Annotated in this window: 15 protein-coding genes and 1 riboswitch; of the genes, 6 read left to right on the top strand and 9 right to left on the bottom strand. The window is 54.6% G+C overall.

The annotated features are described in order from the left end of the window. Nucleotides 1-359 precede the first annotated feature (359 nt). The 4 genes from ACR0L3_RS09395 to ACR0L3_RS09410 all read right to left on the bottom strand — a co-directional run bounded on the left by ACR0L3_RS09395 (nucleotide 360) and on the right by ACR0L3_RS09410 (nucleotide 4,141). On the bottom strand, nucleotides 360-1,418 hold the full coding sequence (locus tag ACR0L3_RS09395) for an NAD-dependent epimerase/dehydratase family protein (protein WP_480745455.1): 1,059 nt from the start codon (nucleotides 1,416-1,418) through the stop codon (nucleotides 360-362). 378 nt (nucleotides 1,419-1,796) lie between these two features. Further along, entirely contained in the window at nucleotides 1,797-2,321 is a 525-nt protein-coding gene (locus ACR0L3_RS09400; RefSeq protein WP_480745456.1) for a ferritin, read from the bottom strand. A gap of 274 nt (nucleotides 2,322-2,595) precedes the next feature. Then, on the bottom strand, nucleotides 2,596-3,855 hold the full coding sequence (locus ACR0L3_RS09405; protein WP_480745457.1) for an aminotransferase class V-fold PLP-dependent enzyme: 1,260 nt from the start codon (nucleotides 3,853-3,855) through the stop codon (nucleotides 2,596-2,598). Between the two features lie 19 nt (nucleotides 3,856-3,874). After that, the gene (locus ACR0L3_RS09410; RefSeq protein WP_480745458.1) at nucleotides 3,875-4,141 is read right to left on the bottom strand and encodes a hypothetical protein; all 267 of its coding nucleotides are present in this window, start codon (nucleotides 4,139-4,141) and stop codon (nucleotides 3,875-3,877) included. A gap of 448 nt (nucleotides 4,142-4,589) precedes the next feature. Here ACR0L3_RS09410 and ACR0L3_RS09415 point away from each other — a divergent pair, with 448 nt between their 5' ends. The 4 genes from ACR0L3_RS09415 to ACR0L3_RS09430 are packed head-to-tail and all read left to right on the top strand — an operon-like array spanning nucleotide 4,590 to nucleotide 10,139. Next, nucleotides 4,590-6,686, top strand: a complete 2,097-nt coding sequence (locus tag ACR0L3_RS09415; protein WP_480745459.1) for a hydantoinase/oxoprolinase family protein — start codon at nucleotides 4,590-4,592, stop codon at nucleotides 6,684-6,686. After that, on the top strand, nucleotides 6,683-8,338 hold the full coding sequence (locus ACR0L3_RS09420) for a hydantoinase B/oxoprolinase family protein (protein WP_480745460.1): 1,656 nt from the start codon (nucleotides 6,683-6,685) through the stop codon (nucleotides 8,336-8,338). The genes ACR0L3_RS09415 and ACR0L3_RS09420 overlap by 4 nt, the downstream gene beginning before the upstream one ends. Continuing rightward, a complete protein-coding gene (locus ACR0L3_RS09425) occupies nucleotides 8,335-9,402 on the top strand; it encodes a pyridoxal phosphate-dependent aminotransferase (protein ID WP_480745461.1) in 1,068 nt (355 codons plus the stop codon). Before ACR0L3_RS09420 ends, ACR0L3_RS09425 begins: the two co-directional genes overlap by 4 nt. Then, entirely contained in the window at nucleotides 9,399-10,139 is a 741-nt protein-coding gene (locus tag ACR0L3_RS09430) for a maleate cis-trans isomerase family protein (RefSeq protein ID WP_480745462.1), read from the top strand. Before ACR0L3_RS09425 ends, ACR0L3_RS09430 begins: the two co-directional genes overlap by 4 nt. A gap of 25 nt (nucleotides 10,140-10,164) precedes the next feature. Here ACR0L3_RS09430 and ACR0L3_RS09435 read toward each other — a convergent pair whose 3' ends face one another. Next, complete coding sequence (locus ACR0L3_RS09435; RefSeq protein WP_480745463.1) at nucleotides 10,165-11,520, bottom strand: MmgE/PrpD family protein; 1,356 nt, start codon at nucleotides 11,518-11,520, stop codon at nucleotides 10,165-10,167. Between the two features lie 212 nt (nucleotides 11,521-11,732). On the opposite strand from ACR0L3_RS09435, the gene ACR0L3_RS09440 reads away from it, so the two are divergent. After that, the gene (locus ACR0L3_RS09440) at nucleotides 11,733-12,620 is read left to right on the top strand and encodes a LysR substrate-binding domain-containing protein (RefSeq protein ID WP_480745464.1); all 888 of its coding nucleotides are present in this window, start codon (nucleotides 11,733-11,735) and stop codon (nucleotides 12,618-12,620) included. A 25-nt stretch (nucleotides 12,621-12,645) separates the two neighbouring features. Here the strand turns inward: ACR0L3_RS09440 and ACR0L3_RS09445 are convergent, their stop codons facing one another. Next, the gene (locus ACR0L3_RS09445) at nucleotides 12,646-15,090 is read right to left on the bottom strand and encodes a GcvT family protein (protein ID WP_480745465.1); all 2,445 of its coding nucleotides are present in this window, start codon (nucleotides 15,088-15,090) and stop codon (nucleotides 12,646-12,648) included. 434 nt (nucleotides 15,091-15,524) lie between these two features. Between ACR0L3_RS09445 and ACR0L3_RS09450 the strand changes: the two genes are divergently transcribed. Then, nucleotides 15,525-17,435, top strand: a complete 1,911-nt coding sequence (locus tag ACR0L3_RS09450; protein ID WP_480745466.1) for a DEAD/DEAH box helicase — start codon at nucleotides 15,525-15,527, stop codon at nucleotides 17,433-17,435. A 73-nt stretch (nucleotides 17,436-17,508) separates the two neighbouring features. On the opposite strand, the gene ACR0L3_RS09455 is transcribed toward ACR0L3_RS09450, so the two are convergent. The 3 genes from ACR0L3_RS09455 to ACR0L3_RS09465 all read right to left on the bottom strand — a co-directional run bounded on the left by ACR0L3_RS09455 (nucleotide 17,509) and on the right by ACR0L3_RS09465 (nucleotide 21,157). Next, a complete protein-coding gene (locus ACR0L3_RS09455) occupies nucleotides 17,509-18,588 on the bottom strand; it encodes an FAD-binding oxidoreductase (RefSeq protein WP_480745467.1) in 1,080 nt (359 codons plus the stop codon). Between the two features lie 5 nt (nucleotides 18,589-18,593). Beyond that, nucleotides 18,594-19,817, bottom strand: a complete 1,224-nt coding sequence (locus tag ACR0L3_RS09460; protein WP_480745468.1) for an aromatic ring-hydroxylating oxygenase subunit alpha — start codon at nucleotides 19,815-19,817, stop codon at nucleotides 18,594-18,596. Nucleotides 19,818-19,929: 112 nt separating this feature from the next. Further along, a riboswitch (cobalamin riboswitch) is annotated at nucleotides 19,930-20,133 on the bottom strand. A gap of 145 nt (nucleotides 20,134-20,278) precedes the next feature. Next, nucleotides 20,279-21,157: a glycosyltransferase family 2 protein gene (locus ACR0L3_RS09465; protein ID WP_480745469.1), complete on the bottom strand. Its 879-nt coding sequence runs from the start codon at nucleotides 21,155-21,157 to the stop codon at nucleotides 20,279-20,281. Between the last annotated feature and the right edge of the window lie 40 nt (nucleotides 21,158-21,197).

The raw sequence follows: 21,197 nt of genomic DNA on the forward strand, positions 1-21,197 counted from the left end.
TTCGATCCCGTGCATCTGCAGAACTTTTACGAAGGCTTCTTCCGTCGTCATCTTCATGTGAATGATCTCCGCGCATATGAGAAACGGCCGGACACACCGCCCCGCCTTTGAATACGGTTTTGACCCATGCTGAACGCACGCGTTAGGGCCAGAACAAATCACGGGTTAGAACCAGTCTGGCAAGAATGATTGTTAGGCATTCGGCGGCCACTGACTGGCCAGCATCGCTGTGCCCAGACTGCTGTGCGCTTGGATGCTTCAGGGTTAGGACCAATCAGAGCGGGGTTTTTCACCGTGGCTACTAAGATACCCGCGAAGAGAACCGCGAGCTGTCTGTCGACCTGAGGCTTCCTCGCTCATCAATCGCTTTTGGACATCCCGACTTCGGCTCCAGCAACATTTGGACGATAAAATTCGCGGAACCATTTCACAAATTCGGCCACACCTTCTTCAACCGAAGTTTTTGGCTGGTATCCGGTTAGCTCGTTCAGCAACGAAGCATCCGCCCACGTAGCGGGTACGTCTCCTGGTTGCATCGGCATCATATTCATTTCTGCTTTGATACCAGTTGCCCTTTCGATGGCTTCAATAAATGCCGTCAAAGGTACCGAGTCGTTGTTTCCAATGTTCACCACCCGATGGGGCGCAACTGGTGAGAGACTATCGCCCTCAGGTACATGTCCGTCCATTGGACGAGCTGGAATTGCATCCATTAGCAGTCGGATAGCCTCGACGAGGTCCTCAACGTAAGTAAAGTCACGCTTCATTTGGCCGTAATTGTAAACGTCAATCGGCTGACCTTCGAGGATCGCCTTGGTGAATTTGAACAGAGCCATATCGGGCCGCCCCCACGGACCATAAACTGTGAAAAATCGGAACATGGTTACCGGCAAATCAAAAAGATGTGCGTAAGAATGCGCCATGTTTTCGGTTGCCTTTTTGGTTGCGGCATAAAAAGACATCTGGAAATCGGCGCGTTGTGTTTCCTTGTAAGGCATCTCAGTGTTGGCTCCGAAAGCCGAAGAGGTAGACGCCAACAGCAGGTGTTTGGGAGGGTGCGCGCGGGCGGCTTCCAAGATCTCGAAAGTGCCGTTCAAGTTACTTTCCAGGTATGCTCTTGGATTTTCAATTGAATACCTGACACCCGCTTGGGCCGCGAGATGCACAACATAATCAAATTTGTGTTCGGCAAAGAGATTCAGCAAAAGCTCAGGGGTCTCAACCTTGCCAATCACAGGCTCAAAGCTTTCTCCATTTGGGCCATGCGCCAACATTTCATGGCGAGTCTCTTTGAGTGATACATCGTAGTAGTCGTTCAGAGCGTCCAATCCGATAACACGATAGCCGTGTTCCAACAGCAGTTTGCTTAAGTGATAACCAATGAAGCCGGAAGAACCGGTTACGAGGACGCTCTGCATTTTACTAACCTTGATATAATCGAAATGACTTGCCCCTTGTTGAACGTGAATATGTCGATTTTTCAACCAAAAGATCACGCGCAAATATTTTCGACCCAAGAAATCACGCCCAATTTGGGGAAACATGCGGAGCCAATATCGCCGCTTACTCGAAGTTTACGACATACAAGCCGCTTATCAGGTTTAATGGTTCAACGAACATGGCATTCCGTCACGGGACGAGGAATAGCCAGTGATATTCATGAGAATTGTCAGCGCGGCCAAATCAACCGGTTACGGACTACGACGTTCACGTGAGAACACCCAGACAAACACTCAGCCGTTCCAGACATAAATTTTCATCGTGTTGTCCCGCTCGCATGGCTACGCACCAAGGTCTCAAACTGCTGGCTCGTTGTTGCCCGATGCCATTTTTGCCGAGATTTCATCCACTTCCTTATCGATGTAATAAAGCGAGTGTGGACCATCTCCGATCAATTTGATCCGATCTATAATGCCCTGAAACGTCTTTATTTCCTCACGCTGCTCCATCACAAACCATTGCAAGAACTCGAAGGTGCTGTGATCGTCCGAGGCCTGCGCCTCTTTGACTGCAGTGTTGATCCCATCAGTCACTTTCTTTTCGTGATCCAAGATCAATTGAAACAACTCTTGAACCGAATTCGCGTCAATTTTCGGCTCTGACAAGGCTTGGAAACGGATGGGCCACTCGCAATCAACAAGATAATTAAGCATCTTTTTCATATGCGTCAGTTCTTCATCAGCATGACTCAACAGCAGCGTCGAGCATCCGTTCAGGTTGCGTTCTACACACCATGCGCCAGCTTGCCAGTACAAATGCGCAGCTCTGAGTTCACCATTCATCAGGTCGTTCATGATGGTCGCAGTTGATGGATGGGTCATAGGATTACTCCTTTGATGAAATAGCCTTCAAGGGCGCTTCTTACGTACAGTTTTGGGCAGATCGTTTCTAATTCAGTTTGGGAAACAACTGGATGCCTCCCAAACCTCGTTAATTTTCAGAGTGTTGGCGAATACTATTGTTTAGCGAGGACTTTATGTCAACGCGGGTATTATTTTGCTTTCAGAACAGAAGTGCAAAGGCGAGCTTGCCCCGTTGCACGCTCTGCACAATGAAAAGGTGCGCAGCTGATTGCCTCACATCTAGGTCACTCAGTCAAACGTCCTTACCCAAAACCTGGATCGCTCCTAGAAGTCGAGCAATTTCCTGTTCTGTGTTGTAGTGGCAAAACGAGATCCGGATACAATCCGTTAGACCCAGCGGCGTCAGCACATTTCCTGAATAGTGGTCGGCCTTACGGGTATGAGTGCGTATGCCCTGTTGGTTCAGAATCTCGACAACATCTTCCGACGCATGACTTTTTACCACAATAGAAACCAAGCCTTCTCGCGCCGGGTTGTCAGCCCCTGCTAGGATAGTCACATGCTCCATATCGCGTAGGCCAGGCAAGTTGCCAGTGCCATTGATGGCGGTGTTCGTAAGATGCGTCTCATAGGCGTGGATGGCGCGACCTGCAGCCTCGATCCGCTTTCGTGGCTCAGTCTCTTCGGAGACTTCTCCACCTAGCCAGTCGAAGTATGAAACAACATCCGACACTGTAGCGTAAGACCCGGCGTCACGGGTGCCAAATTCCCAACCGGTGGCTGGCGCATCTATCAACATATCATGTGGCGTGGCACTTAAGCGGTCGGATATCCAAGCAATACCGTAACCATGCCGTGAAAATACTTTGTAGGGCGAGATTGCATATCCATCTACGTGGTACGCGTCCAAATCCAACTGCCCGTGAGCCGCGTGTTGGATGCCATCTACAATGATCATGCAGTCAGGTGCCACCGCCCGTATTGCTGCCGAGATCGCCGCAACATCCATGCCCATACCGGTCACAGGCGAAGCGTGCAGGATCGTAGCGACAGCCACGTCCGGGGTCATCAGCGCTGTATAGTCCTCGGGCGTGACCAATCCGGTGTCGTTGTCATGAGGCACATTCACATAGTCCAACCCGGCAATCTCGGCCCAGCGACGCGAGGCGCTGCGGGTCGCTGGATGTTCGATGGACGAACCGATCACCTTGGCCCCCTTCGGGGCGGCCAGACACGCGGTGCGGATCATACGAAACAGTAGCTCGGTGCCGCTTTCACCCGCAAAGAATTGCCCGCTAGAGGCGTTCATAAACACGGCCAGATCTTCTTTGGCCTTGTTGATCGTTATTTGAGTCCCCTGCCCGGCTGGGTTCATGCGACCCGGATTGTCCGGGATAGCTGCATAAAAGGCCGACGTCTCAGCCACCGATTTCAACGTTAGCGCTCCCCCAGCATTTTCGAAGAAAATACGCTCGCCTTGAAACGGGCAGCTGTCGACATGAGCAAACCGGTCGCGAATGGCGTCGATGAGAGCGGGGTTGTCTTGAATCATGGGTCAGTCCTGTAAATTGTTAGAGTGTTTGGCCCACGCTCGTGCACCAGAGCTCAGCCACAGCAATATGGCCTTGGAGGGGGAAGCCGTCGATACTGTTATCGACGACGCTGTGGGTGGAAGCGATCAGATCGTTGGAAGCCATGTTGTTCAACGCTAAGGCTTTGCAATCGGGCTTGTTCCGCGGTTTCTCACTGCTGATGCAGGCGGCCTTTAACGGATACTCCACGCAACGCGTGCCCTTGTTGACACTATCCAATCGTATGATCAGAGCGGTATCGGCCATTCACTGGTCTCCAAACAGCGTTGTTGTGACCCAAGACTTGTCGTTCGAACGTAGCGCCGTCTGGCGTATTGCCGACATTAGACAGTCAACCTCCGCCATTGCGCCTTCGGTCTGGGGTATCAATTTCGCTTTGAATCTCTTTTGATCACCATTCCTTATCGGCCACAATGTGCCAAAAGCCACCTCTGATCAGGTCGACCCGGACTGCGCCTTTGGTTCTGACTTCAGACATAGGTCTACTGTACAAATGATGTCGCTTGTTGGCCTGTTTGTCGCAAATCCGCTAGCAACGCCTTGTTTGCATCCACAGTATTCTCACATGAAGAAGACTTGTATTCCGAATCCAATGGAACGCCGCTCGACCGGTTGCGATCTGGTACCGTCTACCTGATGCCGGGGCACTTGCCCAATTGCTGACGCTGCAACCACGGTAAATTCGGAAAATTTCATGACAACACAAACGCTGCGCCTTGCCATCGATATTGGCGGCACTTTTACGGATACAGTATTAGTTTCCGGTGACGAGACGATCTTGGCCTCGACCAAAACCCTGACCACACATCAGAACCCTGCCGAAGGTGCGATGGAAGGTGCGCAGCGCGTCATGCACCAATCCAGCCAGAGTTTGGCTGATGTTACCGGCTTTATCCACGGAACCACGCTGGCGACAAATGCGCTGATTGAGCGGCGCGGTGCAGTCGTGGCCACCATTTGTACCGAAGGGTTCCGGGACATCCTCGATATCGGGTATGAGCGGCGGTATTCTCAATACGATATCAACCTTGAAAAACCCGACTTACTGGTTCCTCGCGAACGTTCACTAACAATACGTGAACGTATGTCTGCCGAAGGAAAGGTGCTGATCCCGCTGGATGAGACACGGATTGGTTCTTTGCTGAAGGAAATCGAGGCTAGCGGAGCTGATGCAATCGCCATTTGCCTGATGCACGCTTACGCCAACCCGTCTCATGAACGGCGGCTTCGCGTGATCCTGAACGAACACCGCCCTGATCTGACAGTTTCGATCTCGTCCGATGTCAGCCCCGAAGCGCGCGAGTTTGACCGGCTTTGCACCACCGTGGCCAACGCTTACATACAGCCGTTGATGGAGGGTTATCTGAACCGGTTTGTCGATCAGTTCACTGCACAAGGCATCACCTGCCCGATATTGATGATGACCGCAGGCGGGGGCATGTGCACGATTGAAACTGCGACACGTTTCCCAATTCGTCTGGTTGAATCCGGCCCCGCAGGTGGGGCCATTTTGGCCGCGCGTATCGCCGCGCGGGCCGGTTTGGGTGAGGTTCTTTCATTCGACATGGGTGGCACAACGGCCAAGCTTTGCCTTATCGACAGGGCTCGCCCACAAACCTCACGCGCCTTCGAAATCGCAAGGGCAGCGCGATTTATCAAGGGATCTGGAATGCCGGTGCGTATCCCTGTGATCGAAATGATTGAAATTGGCGCAGGCGGAGGCTCGATTGCGGGCGTAGACCGACTGGGCCGACTAACCGTCGGGCCCAAATCAGCAGGGTCTGATCCGGGACCGGTTGCGTTCATGCGCGGTGGAACCGAGCCTACGGTGACCGATAGTGACATCACCCTTGGCTACATCGTGCCGGATACGTTTGCCGAAGGACATATCAAGCTCGATCCTGAAGGCTCTAAGGTGGCCTTGATCCGGATGGTCGGAGAAAAGCTTGAGCTTGACGCGATTGGTTCCGCCGACGGTGTCAGCCGCATCGTCGATGAAAGCATGGCCAGCGCCGGGCGGATGCATGCGGTGGAAAGTGGAAAGACGCTTGGTACACGCACAATGATCGCTTTTGGCGGAAACGGTCCGCTTCATGCCAGTCGGGTAGCACGCTCTGCAGGAGTTTCACGCATCGTGATCCCACCCAATCCGGGTGTCGGGTCTGCAGTGGGGTTCCTGTTTGCGCCGGTTTCGTTCGAGATCGTCCGGTCCCGTTATTCCCTGTTGGACAGCATGGACATGGACGCGGTGAACAGGTTGTTCGACACCATGATCGCCGAAGCAAAAGAGGTTGTAGCGCAGGGCGCGGGAGACTTGCCAACGGAAACCCTGCGCACCGCCTTCATGCGCTATAACGGGCAAGGACATGAGATTGAGATCAACCTCCCGGATCGTGCCCTCACGCCAGAGGACATTGCCCCGCTGACAACTGAATTCGAAGAGGGATACCGCAAACAATTCTCGCGCCCTGTGCCCGGAATGAAGATCGAAATTCTCAACTGGTCCGTTCGGGTCGCCACGCCCGATAAAGCGGTGCCACCTGTCCCTGAAACACCGGAACGCACCGAGTTGAAAGTCGCCGCGACACGCCCAATCGTCTGCGATGTGGACGGCAGCGTGAAAAACGCAGCTTTTGTAGCCCGCACCGACCTGAAGCCTGGTGATCACGTACCAGGGCCAGCGCTGATCCATGAACCGCAGACGACTACGCTCGTGTCCGCCGATTTCTCGGCCCACATGGATGCCATCGGCAACCTTGTTCTGATCCAAGACCAGAAAGGAGACGCATGATGACCACCGAACTTTCCCCTGCCCGCCTGCAAGTGATGTGGAACCGTCTACTGGCCGTGGTCGAGGAGCAGGGTCAGACCCTGATCCGCGCTGCCTTCTCGCCCATCGTCAGGGAATGTGGTGATATCTCCGCGGGGATTTTTGACGTAAATGGTCGGATGCTGGCCCAAGCCGTAACCGGCACGCCCGGACACATCAACACTATGGCCGAGGCCGTGCTGCACCTGCGTGAACGCTTTCCGCTGGAGGATATGAAGCCCGGCGACATCTACATGACCAATGACCCTTGGCTCGCCTCAGGGCATCTGAACGACTTTCTGCTTATGATGCCTGCGTTCAAAGGTGGCAGGGTGGTTGGTTTTACGTCCTGCACCTCTCATCTGGTGGATCTGGGTGGTCTGGGAATGGGCCCTGAAGGATCCGACATCTATGACGAGGGTCTGCTGATCCCGCCTTGCAAACTAGTCGAAGAGGGTACGCCAAACGCGCTGCTGATGGACATCATCCGCGCCAACTCTCGCGAGCCGATTGCCAACGAAGGCGACATCTACGCGCTGATTGCTTGTTGCGAGGCCGGGGTGAACCGGTTGGTAGCGATGATGGATGAGTTCGGGATCGACAATCTGGATAAGCTAGGCAGCTATATCATCGACACATCGCGCAATGGCGCGCTGGAGGCCATCGCCGAGGTACCCGAAGGTGTCTACAAGAACGTGCTGCGCATGGATGGTTATGAGAATGAGCTGGAGTTGCACGCCACGCTAACCGTCACCAAAGATGGGATGCACGTGGATTTCACTGGCACATCAGGGTGTTCGAAAAAGGGCATCAACGTACCGCTGAACTATGCCACGGCCTACACGGTCTTTGCGCTGCGCTGCATCGTCGGGCCCGACATTCCCAACAATGCCGGTTCGCTGGAACCGTTCAAGGTCGATGGCCCCAAGGGTTGTATCCTGAACGCGCAACGCCCAGTTCCGGTGGCGATGCGACACACGTTGGGTCAAGTGACCCCTGACCTGGTGCTGGGTTGCCTGCATCAGGCCTTGCCGGATCAGGTTCCCGCCGAGGGTGCCTCTTGTATGTTCGACCTGCCCATGCGGCACGCGCCAGAGGTGGCAGCGAATGGAGGGCGCGAATTTGCGATCGAACCTGTGCACAACGGCGGCACCGGCGCGCGGCCTCACGCAGATGGGCTTTCTGCCACAGCCTACCCTTCGGGCGTATTCGGTTCTCAAGTCGAAATTACAGAAAGCGTGGCCCCGGTATTAATGTGGCGGCGTGAGTTGTTACCGGATTCGGGCGGAGCCGGCCAATATCGTGGAGGTCTAGGACAACGTATTGAAATGACCTCCTCCAACAACGCTCCGTTTATCGTGTTCCTGTCGGTCGAACGGTTAAAGTTTCCAGCTCTTGGCCGAATGGGCGGGAAATCTGGTGCAACGGGACGTATCCGGTTCCGTGATGGTGACAGTGACATTCCGGGCAAAGGAGAACTGCGCGTCGAGGGGGACGATTACCTTATCTTCGACACACCCGGCGGAGGCGGCTTCGGTGATCCTGCAAACCGTGACCCAGAGGCTTTGGCACTGGACCTCAAACGCGGCTTGGTGACCAAAGAGGGCGCGAAAGCGTATGGGGGTGCCTCATGATCCGAGCTGTGGACCATGTTCGACAGATGGCGGCTTATGCCCTGGCAGATCTGGGCGGCGCGGATACTGTTTCTCTTGCACAAAACGAAAGCGCTTTTCCAGCAAGCCCAGCGGCAATTGCAGCAGGGAAAGCTGCGTTGGCTCAGATGCCGCTATATCCAGACCCCGATTGGCCTGAGCTGCGCGCAGCAATTGCCGAAGTTAATGGTGTGACCACAGAGAATATTCTTTGTGGCGCAGGATCGATGGAGTTGATTGGTTGCCTGATCCGCGCCTTTGCAGGGCCGGGCGACAGGGTGCTGGGAACGGATTACGGTTATGCCTATGTGGCCTCGGCGACGGCACAGGTGCAGGCGGATTATGTAAAGGCGCGCGAGGTTGATCTGACCGTTTCAGTTGATGACATTCTAGCGGCTGTCACCCCACAGACTCGCATCGTATTTGTCTGCAATCCGGGCAACCCCACGGGCACACTGATCACAAACTCCGAGATTATTCGTTTACGCGCTTCCCTGCCCAGTGATGTGTTGTTAGTGGTCGACCAAGCCTATGCAGAATTCGCCGATCATGAACATAACCCGGCAGAGATTTTCGCACTGACGAACCGTGGCGATACGGTGGTCATGCGCACCTTTTCCAAGGCATACGGGTTGGCAGGTGCGCGCGTAGGCTGGGGCCTATTTCCACCTGAAGTAGCCGCCGAAGTACGCAAACTGCTGAACCCCAACAACGTTTCAATCACGTCTCAGGCAATGGCAACAGCGGCGGTTCAGGATCGGACATATATGCGCAAGACGGTGGCAAAAACTACCGCTCTGCGTGATCGTTTTGCTGAGGGGTGCCGTGCAGCAGGGCTGACTGTTGCGCCCAGCCACACCAATTTCGTGCTGATCCGGTTTGCCAACATTGAAACCGCGCAGAAGGCAGATAAAGCGCTCCGTGCGCAAGGTCTGCTGATGCGGGGCATGGGCGGATATGGTCTAGCAGATTGTCTCCGCGCCACAATCTGTAACGAGCCGGTGATGAACCGTTGTCTGGCCATTCTGAAAGAGGTGACTTCATGAGCCATGAAACCCGGACACGGGCCAAAATCGGTGTGTTAGTGCCCTTTACCAACACCAACCTCGAAGCAGACATGATGTTGATGCGCTGTCCGGATACGACAGTGCATTTCCAGCGCATGGGGGGCTATGATGTGGATGAGATCCCCGGCTCGGACCAGATGGCCGGGCTGGGGGCATCGGATATCAGTCATGATCTAAAGATGATCTCGGGCGTGCGCCCCGACGTTGTTCTCTATGGCTGCACCTCGGCCACGCTTACCCACGGCCCGTCATTTGACGATCAATTGGCGCAGGACATAAAGGCGAGGTCCGGCGCCCGAACCTTTACCGCAGCAGGTGCGCTGGTCGACGCTATCAAAACACTTGGCATTTCAAAGGTTGGTTTCTCGTCGCCCTATCTGGGTGAAATCAATGTGCAGGCGATGGATTTTTTGGCGCAAAACCAAATCACGACGGTCAAATGCGCCGATATTGGGCGCGAGCTAGGTAACTACGGGCAAGGCGAACTGACTCCGGACGAGGTATTTGACCTAGCGTGCCAAGCCGATCATCCAGAGGCAGAAGCCATTGTACTCAGTTGTACTGATATGCGGGCTGTCGAGGTCGTAGACCGCATTGAGGCGACATTGGACAAACCCGTTGTTACTTCGAACCAAGCCATGATGTTTTCTCTTATGCGTTCGCTGGAGTTACCTCGCATGGGAAATGTTCCAGGCCGGTTGTTCGATCTGCTCTGAACGCATTAGAAACCTTGTCCGCTTTCTAGCGTCCGTCCGGTGCATCGTAGATCAATGCCCCGAGGCTTGAGAATTTTGAATTCGGATCAGTCAGCCCGAGAACCGTATCGCGAATGGCCGCTGCCCGAGCCTGACCCAGTGAAGGCGTAGCGAATTCCATGAATTTCTCCACCACCTCGGATTGGTCCATCGGTGCCTCAGGGCCGCCACGTGCGTGAACATCGCCAGAAAGTAGCACTCGACCGTCATTCAACGCGATGCTGACATCCGCGAACCGGCTTTTGGGGAAACGGTCGGAATGGCGTGCTACTTCGGCAACCGAGATGCGGCCAACAATCGATGCAACCAACGGATCGGATAGCCCTGAACCGGTGATGTGCTCGACGCCGATACGCCCGTAGGCAACCATGGCAGCCACGGCAAAAGGCAGAGAATATTGCGCCTTTGATGTGTCGTCAGGCATGCCGCGAAACAAGCAAGCGCTCTCGCGGAAAGTGTTGACCTGAATCGACGCGATGTCCTCATGCGTCAAATCGTAATCGCGTATAAGCGCCCGCGTGGCGTCAATCGCGGCATGTGCCCAGCGACAGATCGGATAGGGTTTTACGTACTGATGCTCCATCTGCCAGAATGCGCCCAGGTCCTGCCAGTGAGGCACAACTTCCTCGGCCTCAATGGTAATTGCGGGCGCTCCGGTAAATCCCTTTTCGGCCAGCACCGCCGCCGAGATTCCCACCAATGCACCCCAGCCCGAGCCATCATGCAGCATCGTGGGATTGGCGATTTCACGCATCATTTGGCTGCGTGGACCGTGATATTCGGCGACCCCCATGGCCTGCCGCATCTGTTCTGCATTCAGCCCACGCAAACGCGCCGCCACTGCAACAACGCCCAAAGCGTTCCATGCACCTGAAGTGTGATAATCGCTAACCGTATTGTGCAAAGATATCCCGGCACGCCCAGCGATTTCATAGCCAATTGTCACGGCGGCTAGTGCCTCAGGGCCCGAGAAATCATCAACCGTTTCTGCAATAGCCGCCAAGGTCGGAACAACCACCACGCCTATATGGCCTTTGGTCGGGTTATATCCGTCATGCCCGTCCAGATTGTCGGTTTGTGTGGCCGCGGCATACGCCGCGCCCGCGACGCTGACTCGACGACCATCAAACAGCATTCTAGCGCTTAGGTTTAGTTCGCCGGCACCATAAAGCGCCAATGCACCCTCGCGCGCGATGCAACCCGCTGCCATAGGTCCGGCGCCGATGGTAATACCCAATGTGTCGAGCAGCATTAATGCAGCTGCTGCCCGCGTGGATTCAGGGAAATCTTGAGCGCTGCGATTAAGAGCAAACTCTGCAACGGTTTGGAAAGTGTCAGTCACGGCGCCCTGCAGTTTAGTTCATACATCTAAGAAAGCTTATGCAGGTTTGCGCTTAGAAACACGCAATCATTACTAAGGCTATGGCCCCAGTTTGTTTGTAGCTTTTATCTTGCAACGTTTAGCTTATGAAACAGTATCAGGGTCGCGTCTGGACAAGACACGGCTCATTTGGCCCATAACTTTGCTAAGTGCCCTGTCTGAAAAGTATCGTCATGTTGAACCTGCCGCACCTGACATTTCTCCGTTCTTTCGAAGCCGCCGCCCGCCATCTAAGCTTTACCAGCGCTGCGGAAGAACTGAACTGCACACAATCTGCTGTCAGCAACCACGTGCGTTCGCTTGAAGAATTTCTGCAAAGGCCGCTATTCGTCCGGCACGCGCGCTCCTTGTCTCTAACTGACGTGGGCGAGGCTTACTTGCCATCGGTTCGTCACGCACTGCAAGAAATAGATGTGGCAACTCAGTCTGTCATTCAACGCTCACACAGCCGCAAAGTCGTCGTATCATGCCCGGTCAGCCTGGCTGAAAACTGGTTGCCTGATGTCATTCGCGGCTTTAACGCCGTGCATCCTGATATCGACCTGACTGTCCATGGTACACTTTGGAGTGACGTCGGCGCGAATGTCTCCGACATCTCCATAACGATAGACCACATTGACGATGTCACTTCGGACGCCGAACGGATGTGGCCCGAAAAACTCTCTGTGGTTTGCGCGCCTGATTTCTTGATCAAAGGCGTACCGCCGACCGATCCGGCTCAACTACAGGACGCGCCGCTGATCCATATTCTGGGCCGCCCCGCCTACTGGGAGCGTGTAGCCCAGCATTTCGATCTTGCCGATCTCAACCAAAAGGGCGGCTTGCGCACCAACGCATCAAATCTTGCCATGGAGATGGCGGTAAATTTGCTGGGATGCGTTTCTCTGCCGCGATCACTTGCAAAGTCTTATGTGGACCGGGGATTGCTGATCGAACCGTTCACTTTCGATTTGGACAGTCCGTGGGCCTATTTCATGCGCTTTAAGGAGAAACCCGTGTCGCAGCCGGTCAGGCTGTTTCAGGACTGGCTGCGACAGGCTACTACCGAAATGGACATCTGACCGACTATCTTTGTGAAGGAGCCGTTCAAACGGCCCCTTCCATTGCAGGTTGCACATCCCGCAGACGATGTCCTTTGGGATCAAACGGAGCCTCTGCCAATATCTTAGCCTTGTGTGGCTTGCCCAAGATAAAGACGTCAACCGTATCGCCGGGCTTCGCCACGTTCGGATCGACATAACCCAAGGCCAAAGACTTCCCGACTGAGTACCCATAGGCACCTGAGGTCACGCGACCCGCAGATGTGCCATCGCTTGTAAAAATAGGCTCGCCTCCGGTGGCGTCGGCATCTTCCACGACCTCAACTTCAAAAATCGACAGCAATTCGCGCGGCGCGTTGTCCTTGACGGCCAGATAGGCGTCCTTGTGCAGGAACTCTTTGTCCAGCTTGATCAAACCTGCCAGCCCGACTTCTTGCGGCCAGTATTCTTGCGAATACTCGCGCCCCCATGAGCCATAGCCCTTTTCGATACGCAACGATCCCAGCGCGCGACCGCCAACCGGACCACCATTCAGGTTCCGCGCGGCATCCAGAAGCGCGGTGTACAGGCGGATCTGATCTTTTTCCGCGCAGTGCAATTCCCAACCCAAGTCGCCGGTAAAGCTGACTCGAATGGCAAGGCAGGAAACCCCGGCAACTTCGATGGTGGATGAACGCATGAAGCGGAACATCTCGTTCGACAAATCCGCATTGGTCAGCCGCTGCAATAGATCACGAGACTTTGGTCCAGCCACGTTGAAACCGGCGATGCGGTCGGTTGCAATTTCGACCGTGGTTCCTTCTGGCAACTCAACCATGTTGAAAAAGCGCTGATGATAGCGTTCTGCCATGCCCGAACCGATCATCATGAATTCATCCTCAGCGACCTTGGTAATGGTGAAGTCCCCGGCCACACCACCCCTGACCGAGATCAACGGCGTCAGGCAGGAGCGCCCTACTTCGGTCGGCACCCGGTTAGCGACCAACTTGTCCAGCCAGTCATGCGCACCTGTTCCCTTGATCACGTAGTTCGCAAAATTCGAGATATCGATTACACCTACGTTTTCGCGTAACATCTTGACCTCGCGACCAACCGGATCGAACCAATTCTGACGGTTGAAGCCGTTGGTCTCTTCGGTGCCGGGCGCATCAGCAAACCAAAGTGGGTGTTCCCAACCGCAGTTCAGGCCAAAGACGCAACCCATCTTCTTTTGCATCTCATAGGCAGGACGCACGCGTGCCGGGCGTCCTGCGCTGCGTTCCTCGTTTGGGAAGTGGATGGCGAAACGGTGGGTATAGGCGTCCTCGACCCTCGCCTTAGTGAATTTTTTGTCCGCCCAGTCACCGAAGCGTGCCAAATCCCAGGCGAACATGTCGTATTGTGGCTCACCCTCAATCATCCATTGCGCTGCCAACATGCCCAGCCCGCCCGATTGCGAGAAGCCCGGGATCAGGCCGCCGCAGATGAAATAGTTATTCAATTCGGGAACCGGACCCCACAGCATATTGGCATCCGGAGACCAGATCATCGGCCCGTTGATCACGCGCTTTACTCCGGCGTTGGCGGCGACGGGTACACGTTCAGTGGCACGGATCACGTTTTCCATAATCCGATCCAAATCGTCAGGGAACAGGTCATGGGCAAAGTCCAGCGGCGTGCCGTCTTCAGCCCAAAACTTCATGTCCTTTTCATAGGCACCAATCAGCAACCCGTTGCCTTCTTGACGGAAATAATACTCACCATCCCGGTCGGCGATCGACGGAAGACGGCGGCCCAGATTGGCCACTTCGTCAATTGCCTCGGTCACAAAATACTGGTGCTCTGTCGGCTGTAACGGCAGGGTCAGACCTGCCAGCGCCGCCACTTCGCGGCCCCAAAGGCCGGCGGCATTGACCACCCACTGCGTTTGGATGTCACCTTTGGGTGTGCGTACGATCCAGCTGCCGTCGGGCTGCTGCTCGGTCCCGGTCACCGGGCAAAAGCGTTCGATGGTAGCACCCATTGCACGGGCGCCGGCGGCATAGGCATAGGGCACGCCTGAGGGGTCCACATTGCCGCCATCAGGTTCATACATAATGCAGCGGATATCATCGAACTGTGCAAGCGGATGCAGTTCTTGAGCCTTCTCACGGCTGACTTCGTAGAAGTTTAACCCATAAAAACGGGCCTTTGCCTCTTGCAGGCGCAGCTGGTGTTCGCGTTCTTCCGTTTGTGCCAGATATAGCGAACCAGGCTGGAACACACCGCAGCTTTGGCCGGTTTCCTTCTCCAGCTCTTTATACAAGTTCATCGTGTAATGCTGGATACGGGTAATGTTGTTGTTGTCGTGCAAACCGTGAATGTTCGCCGCCGCGTGCCACGTTGACCCAGATGTCAATTCATCTCGTTCCAGCAGCACCACATCTTTCCAGCCCAGCTTGGCTAGATGGTACAGGATCGAACATCCGGCAAGGCCGCCACCGATTACGACTGCTTGTGCATGAGTTTTCATGGGTTTTCTTTCCTGTAAAGGTCTGGACCTTGGTGGTTTTCATGCTGCCGCGTAAACCGATTTGCGGTGCGCGGCAGCGCCGCGCGCCTGACGCACTTCTGCCTACACACACAAGTTTCGATTTCTAGCATCTGGAATCATCCATGCAGAGGCATCATTCCAGAAAGTTATATGAACCAGCCGCCGAAAACTCTCACAAAAAAAACGGGGGCATTGCCCATGCGAGCGTTGATTGAAGGAATCGCGTGACCGCTGACGATATCTATGCGGCTTAACCCTATAGGCCGTCGTTCGCCGAAGTCGCATGGTCATTGCACACCTTGCTCTTTTGGACCCTATACATCTGGTATTTCTCTCAGTATGGACAGCGCTTCGACGTTGATCCGTCTGTTGGACGCTCTGAGGGTGGCCGCAGCACCCAAAAGGGCCGAACCATGAAACAATCCATTGCAAATGCCCTTTCACGAAAAGGGTATACCACACTGACTCCAGTCCAAGAGGCTGTGTCGGCACCAGAGCTTGAAGGGCGGGATCTGCTTGTCTCGGCCCAGACCGGATCGGGTAAAACCATCGGCTTTGGATTGGCCATCGCATCTACCATTCTGGGTGGTTCAGATGTCTTTGATACCAGCGCTGCGCCCTTGGCGCTGGTCATCGCCCCTACAAGAGAGCTTGCGATGCAGGTCAAACGAGAGCTTGGCTGGCTTTACTCAGACGCTGGCGCTTTCATAACATCCTGCGTTGGCGGTATGGACATGCGTGATGAACGCAGGGCGCTCGCCCGCGGCGCGCATATCGTTGTGGCAACACCGGGGCGACTGCGCGATCATATCATGCGCGGCTCAATCGATCTGACAGAAGTACGAGCTGTAGTGCTGGACGAGGCCGACGAAATGCTCGACCTGGGATTCCGCGAAGATCTGGAATTTATCCTTGAAGAAACGCCAACAGACCGGCAAACCCTACTGTTTTCAGCCACTGTCCCCCGCGCGATCGCGAACCTCGCAACCCGATATCAAAGAGGTGCTGAGCGTGTGAGCACAGTCAGTGAACGAACCCAACATGCCGATATCGAGTATCGCGCTTTAAAGGTCGCCCCACGTGACGGGGAAAATGCGATCATCAACGTTTTGCGGTTCTACGAGGCCCCAAACGCCATTGTGTTTTGCAATACGCGCGCCATGGTGGGGCGCCTGACCGCCCGATTGTCGAACCGTGGGTTCTCGGTTGTTGCTCTTTCCGGAGAACTGACCCAGGGGGAGCGATCAAATGCCCTGCAGGCGATGCGTGATGGACGGGCCCGGGTCTGTGTTGCAACAGATGTCGCGGCACGCGGGATTGACCTGCCAAACTTGGATCTTGTGGTTCATGCCGAGTTGCCCAACAGCCATGAAACCCTTCTGCATCGTTCGGGTCGGACCGGGCGTGCCGGTCGTAAGGGCGTCAGCACTCTGATCGTCGCTCCTGCATCGTTGAAAAAAGCCGAACGGCTTCTGAAATTCGCCAAACTCACAGCTCAATGGGGCGCAGCACCGTCGGCTGAAGAGGTTAACACACAAGATTTAACGCGGATGTTCGGCTCGGAGGATTGGGAGGCAAACATTGCCGACAGCGAGCAGGCTTCGGTGGAAGAACTTGTGTCAAAATTTACACCAGAGCAACTCGCAGCTGCGTATGTCCGTCAATACAAACGCCAACATTCCGCACCTGAAGAACTCAGCGAAGTAACTGCCAATTCGCCAAAGGCACAGGCAGCTTTCGGACCGAGTGTGTGGTTCTCGCTATCGGAGGGACGTAAACACAACGCTTCCCCGCGTTATCTGCTGCCAATGGTTTGCAAAGCCGGAAATATCACCAAGGCCGATGTCGGAGCAATCCGCATCGCAGAGGATGTGACCTACATTGAAATTCGCGAAAGCAGTGTTCCCGGCTTTTTGGATGCTATCGGACCAGATATGAAGATCGAGGGCACAAAAGAGGTCGTACGGCTGAACACGGCACCGGATTCGTCTAAATCTATAAAGCCCACCCCCAAGCGCGGCACACAAACGAAAAGACGCCCTGCAAATTCGGAAGGCAACCCTCCTCGCCTCGCCGAACCTCAACCTGCCAAACCGCGCAAAAAGAAAGCGAACGCAAAACCTGAAAAGGTCGAAGCAAGCGCCAAGCCCAACCGTAACAAAACCAGAGACGCCGGTAGGACAAAGAAAGAAAATCGAGATTTCAAACCCAAGCGCCCGAAAGGCCCACCGCCGCCCAAGGGAAAACCAAACAGCAAGAAAAATCGTGCTCGGGCGGCTGCATCGAACACCGGGGGCAACAGCGTACCGATGCGCAAGAAGTAAGTTAATGTATGCGCGGCCTCTGTCCGCTAGAGAAAGAAGAAAGGGAAGCCCGCGTCTGTGGCTTCCCTTTTTGTCAGATGTCGACTTCAACCTTTCCAATCGGGTTCGAACAGCAGGCAAGGATATACCCCGCCTCTATGTCGTCTTCAGATATCCCGCCATTGTGAACCATGTGAACCTCGCCACGGTTTTTCTTCACTTTACAGGTTCCGCAGACGCCAAAAGTACAACCCGAAGGAATGTTCAGCCCGACCGAGCGCGCAGCAGCCAGAACCGTGTCGGTCTCAGCAACCTTAGCGGTCACGCCCGAGGTTGCGAATAATATCTCTGCGTTACTGTCATCATCTGGAATGACATCGTCCAGTTTCGGCTGATCCGCTTCCGTTTCCACAGGCGCGCCAAAACTTTCCTGATGATAATTGGCCATGTCAAAGCCCAGACCAGAAAGCGCATCACGCACCGCCTGCATGAAGGGTTCCGGCCCGCAGCAATAGACCTCACGGTCGAGATAGTCGGGCGCCATTAGGCCCAGCATCAATTGGTTGAACTGGCCCTGAAATCCGGTCCAGGGGCGGAATGAGTCGGCCTCTTCAACTACGAACTTTAAGTCCAAGCCATGCGTCCGGCTGGCCATCTGTTCCAATCGCTGACGGAATATGATTTCCGAGGGCCGCTTGGCACAGTTGATGAACACAATGTCCAGATCGCGCCCTTCGTCCCACATGCAGGTGGTCATCGACATCAACGGTGTGATGCCCGACCCGGCCGAGATGAAAAGGTATTTTCCTGCATTGCTTTCAGCATTTGTGAAAAGTCCAGCTGGGCCAATCGCTTTCACCCGCATGCCGGGTTGCAAATTGTCCAACATCCAGCGCGTGCCGATACTGTCGGATTGCGCCTTGGCGGTGATCGTGATCGACCGTGGCCGCGACGGAGACGACGAAATGGTGTACGTGCGATGCACCATTCCGCCCGGCTGGCCCGGAGCAGGGATTTCCAAGGTTAGAAATTGCCCAGGTTGATACGCAAATTGCGCCCCTGAAGGCGCGCGAAACGAAAAGCTTGCAGTATTTGGCATCTCGGGAACCACCGAGACACATTCCAGTGTTTCACTGTCTTGCCAGACAGTTGCTGGCACGCTGACATCTTTCATTGTGATCACTCCGCTGCCATCGCGTCGGGTGCCAAATGATTAGCCAGTTTGCTGCAGTACCAGTCGACAAACTGCAGCACACCCGATTCCTGCGTGGTCGAATAGGGACCAGGCTCATATGCCGGACTGTTAATGCCTTGCTGATTGTCTTCAACGACCTGACGATCTTCGTCATTGGTTGCCATCCAGACTTCGGTCAGTCGTTTAAGATCGTAGTCGACGCCCTCGACGGCATCCTTGTGAACCAACCATTTCGTCGTAACTTCGGTTTCTGTTGGGCTGATTGGGGTGACACGGAACATGATCGAATGATCTGCAAGAAAGTGGTTCCACGTGGTCGGATAGTGAAACTTCAACAACGACCCGGCATCAGCAAACGGCGATCGACCCAACCAACGACGCACGGCGGACTTGCCGTCCATCGTGTAGCTTTCAGCACCCTCGTTCAGAGGCATCCGGGCAAAACGGTATTGCCCATCACCATGCAAATAGAACTGCGAAGGTAATCCCGCGGCCTCGCACCGATCAAAATGGGCTTGCATGCGAGGTGGGGTTTCACCGCCCTCTATACCGGTTACAGCGGGATCGTCCGGGAACGTGCGGCACAGCGCCGGATGATTGCCGCCACAGTGATAACATTCGCGATTGTTTTCCCAGACCAGCTTCCAGTTGCCGTTCTCGATGATCGAGCTTTCAAAGGCCACTTTGGCATTCACCAGGTCGTGCGGTTCAAGATAGGGCCGGGCAGTGTCAGCGAAAGTATCAAAATCCGGGGCAGTGTCCGCCAGACAAATATAGACAAGTCCTGCCAGTTCCCGGCAGTGAACCGGCTTCAACCCATGTTGTTTTGGTTCAAAATCCGGACCCATGTCGCGTGCCCACAGCAGAGAACCGTCCAACTCATAGGTCCACTGATGATACGGGCACACAAGCTTAGGTGCATGGCCCTTGGCGGCCTTGCAGATAATCGAGCCGCGATGACGACAAGTATTGTGAAACGCACGGATTTGGTTGTCTGCACCACGTACAATAATCACGCGATAGGCACCTATAGTATGCGTCACATAATCACCGGACTTGACCAATTCACACGCCGGAATCGCAAACAGCCAATCGCGATAATGAATGGTTTCAAGATCGGCCTGAAAAACCTCTGAATCGGTATAAAAGGCTTGTTCCAGTGCGTAGCCCGGCGTTCTGCGGGCCAAAAGGGTTTGGATATTGCTCACTTCTAGCTCTCCTGCCGCGCCCCGCGGCGTTGCTTGGGCAGATGACAAGCAGGAGCCGTCCGCAGGCGCGCGAGGACCGCCTCCGAAACACATGCCCCCACCGCCACCCGCGGTTTGACGTATCCATGAGGCTGGTTTCCGGACTTCGAAGGGGCTTGCGCCTGAGTTCAGCACCTTCCCGGGATCCTCGTCCCAGTGGTTGATTGCCGAATCTGACCTTCGTTACCGTTGCGGGGGCAGTGCCGGAATTTCACCGGCTTCCCAATTCTCCACTGTCTGAGAATCAAACAGCAGCACCTCACGTGGTCAGGATATTTCCGAAACCCAAATGCGCTGAGAAGGTTGCGACAATTTCAAATCCAAAACAGACATAGTGAGTTTGGACCTAAGCCTGCGATAAATGACGCGCCAAACCCACGGGGCCAATAGCAAAGGCACCATGAATTTGCTGACGTCTTTTGCTATTTCCTGATATCTGACTGCCGAAACCAAAGTAGCCGAACTGTTTCCGAGATCATAACTAGCCGCAGCAAGTATTGTATGCGCCAAATACCTAGAGCTTGCTGGAAGTTGAGTTCGGGCTTTTTTCGCAAACTTGCGAAAGTTCGAAAGGAAGGGATCAACTTCTGAATTGGCGGTACATAGTTTAATATCCCGCGTCGGGCATTTCGGCGAATTCTTGCCCCCTCAATACGGCGCACTTTTGTCGCAAATTCCTTCAAGCTACTGCGGGCAGGGTGTTGAACTATCGCATCGGCGGCAAACACAATCGGTTCCCCAGCCGCAGTCGCCCGGTCGTTCCATTCCATATCACCGCCCGACAACACATCGCCATTAAATAGACCGATACGGTCAAACATGTATCGGCGCACTATAAGGTTGGCAGTGACCGCGCGGCCTCTCTCAACCCATTTTTGCTGCGCAAGTCCAAGGTGGTAATCGTACAGCTCCACAGAACTCCATTCGGAGCCATTTGGAATAAGTTGAACGTCGCCCCCAAAGCGGCCAATGTCTGGGTGTTGATGTGCGATACGCAGACCGCTTTCAATGTATCCCGGGACGGGCAGACAATCTGAGTCCGTGAAGAACAACAAATCGGCTTTCGCAGCAGCTATTCCCTTGTTACGCGCGGCATAAGAGCCTGGCTTGCCCTCTGTGATAACCCGCGCATTTGAAGGAAGCCGGAAATCTTTGGGAATACAGTCAGAAGAAGCATTGTTCACAACAATGATTTCAAATTTCTCTGGACCAAGAGTCTGACCCGCAAGGCAATCTAGACAGGACTGCAGTTTGTCCCAGCTATTATACGTCGGAATGATGATCGAAGCGTCAATATTCATTTCTGCAATCAAGAACCCACAGCGGATTGCCTATTGTTGT

It is taken from the genome of Ruegeria sp. CK1 (assembly GCF_056536545.1).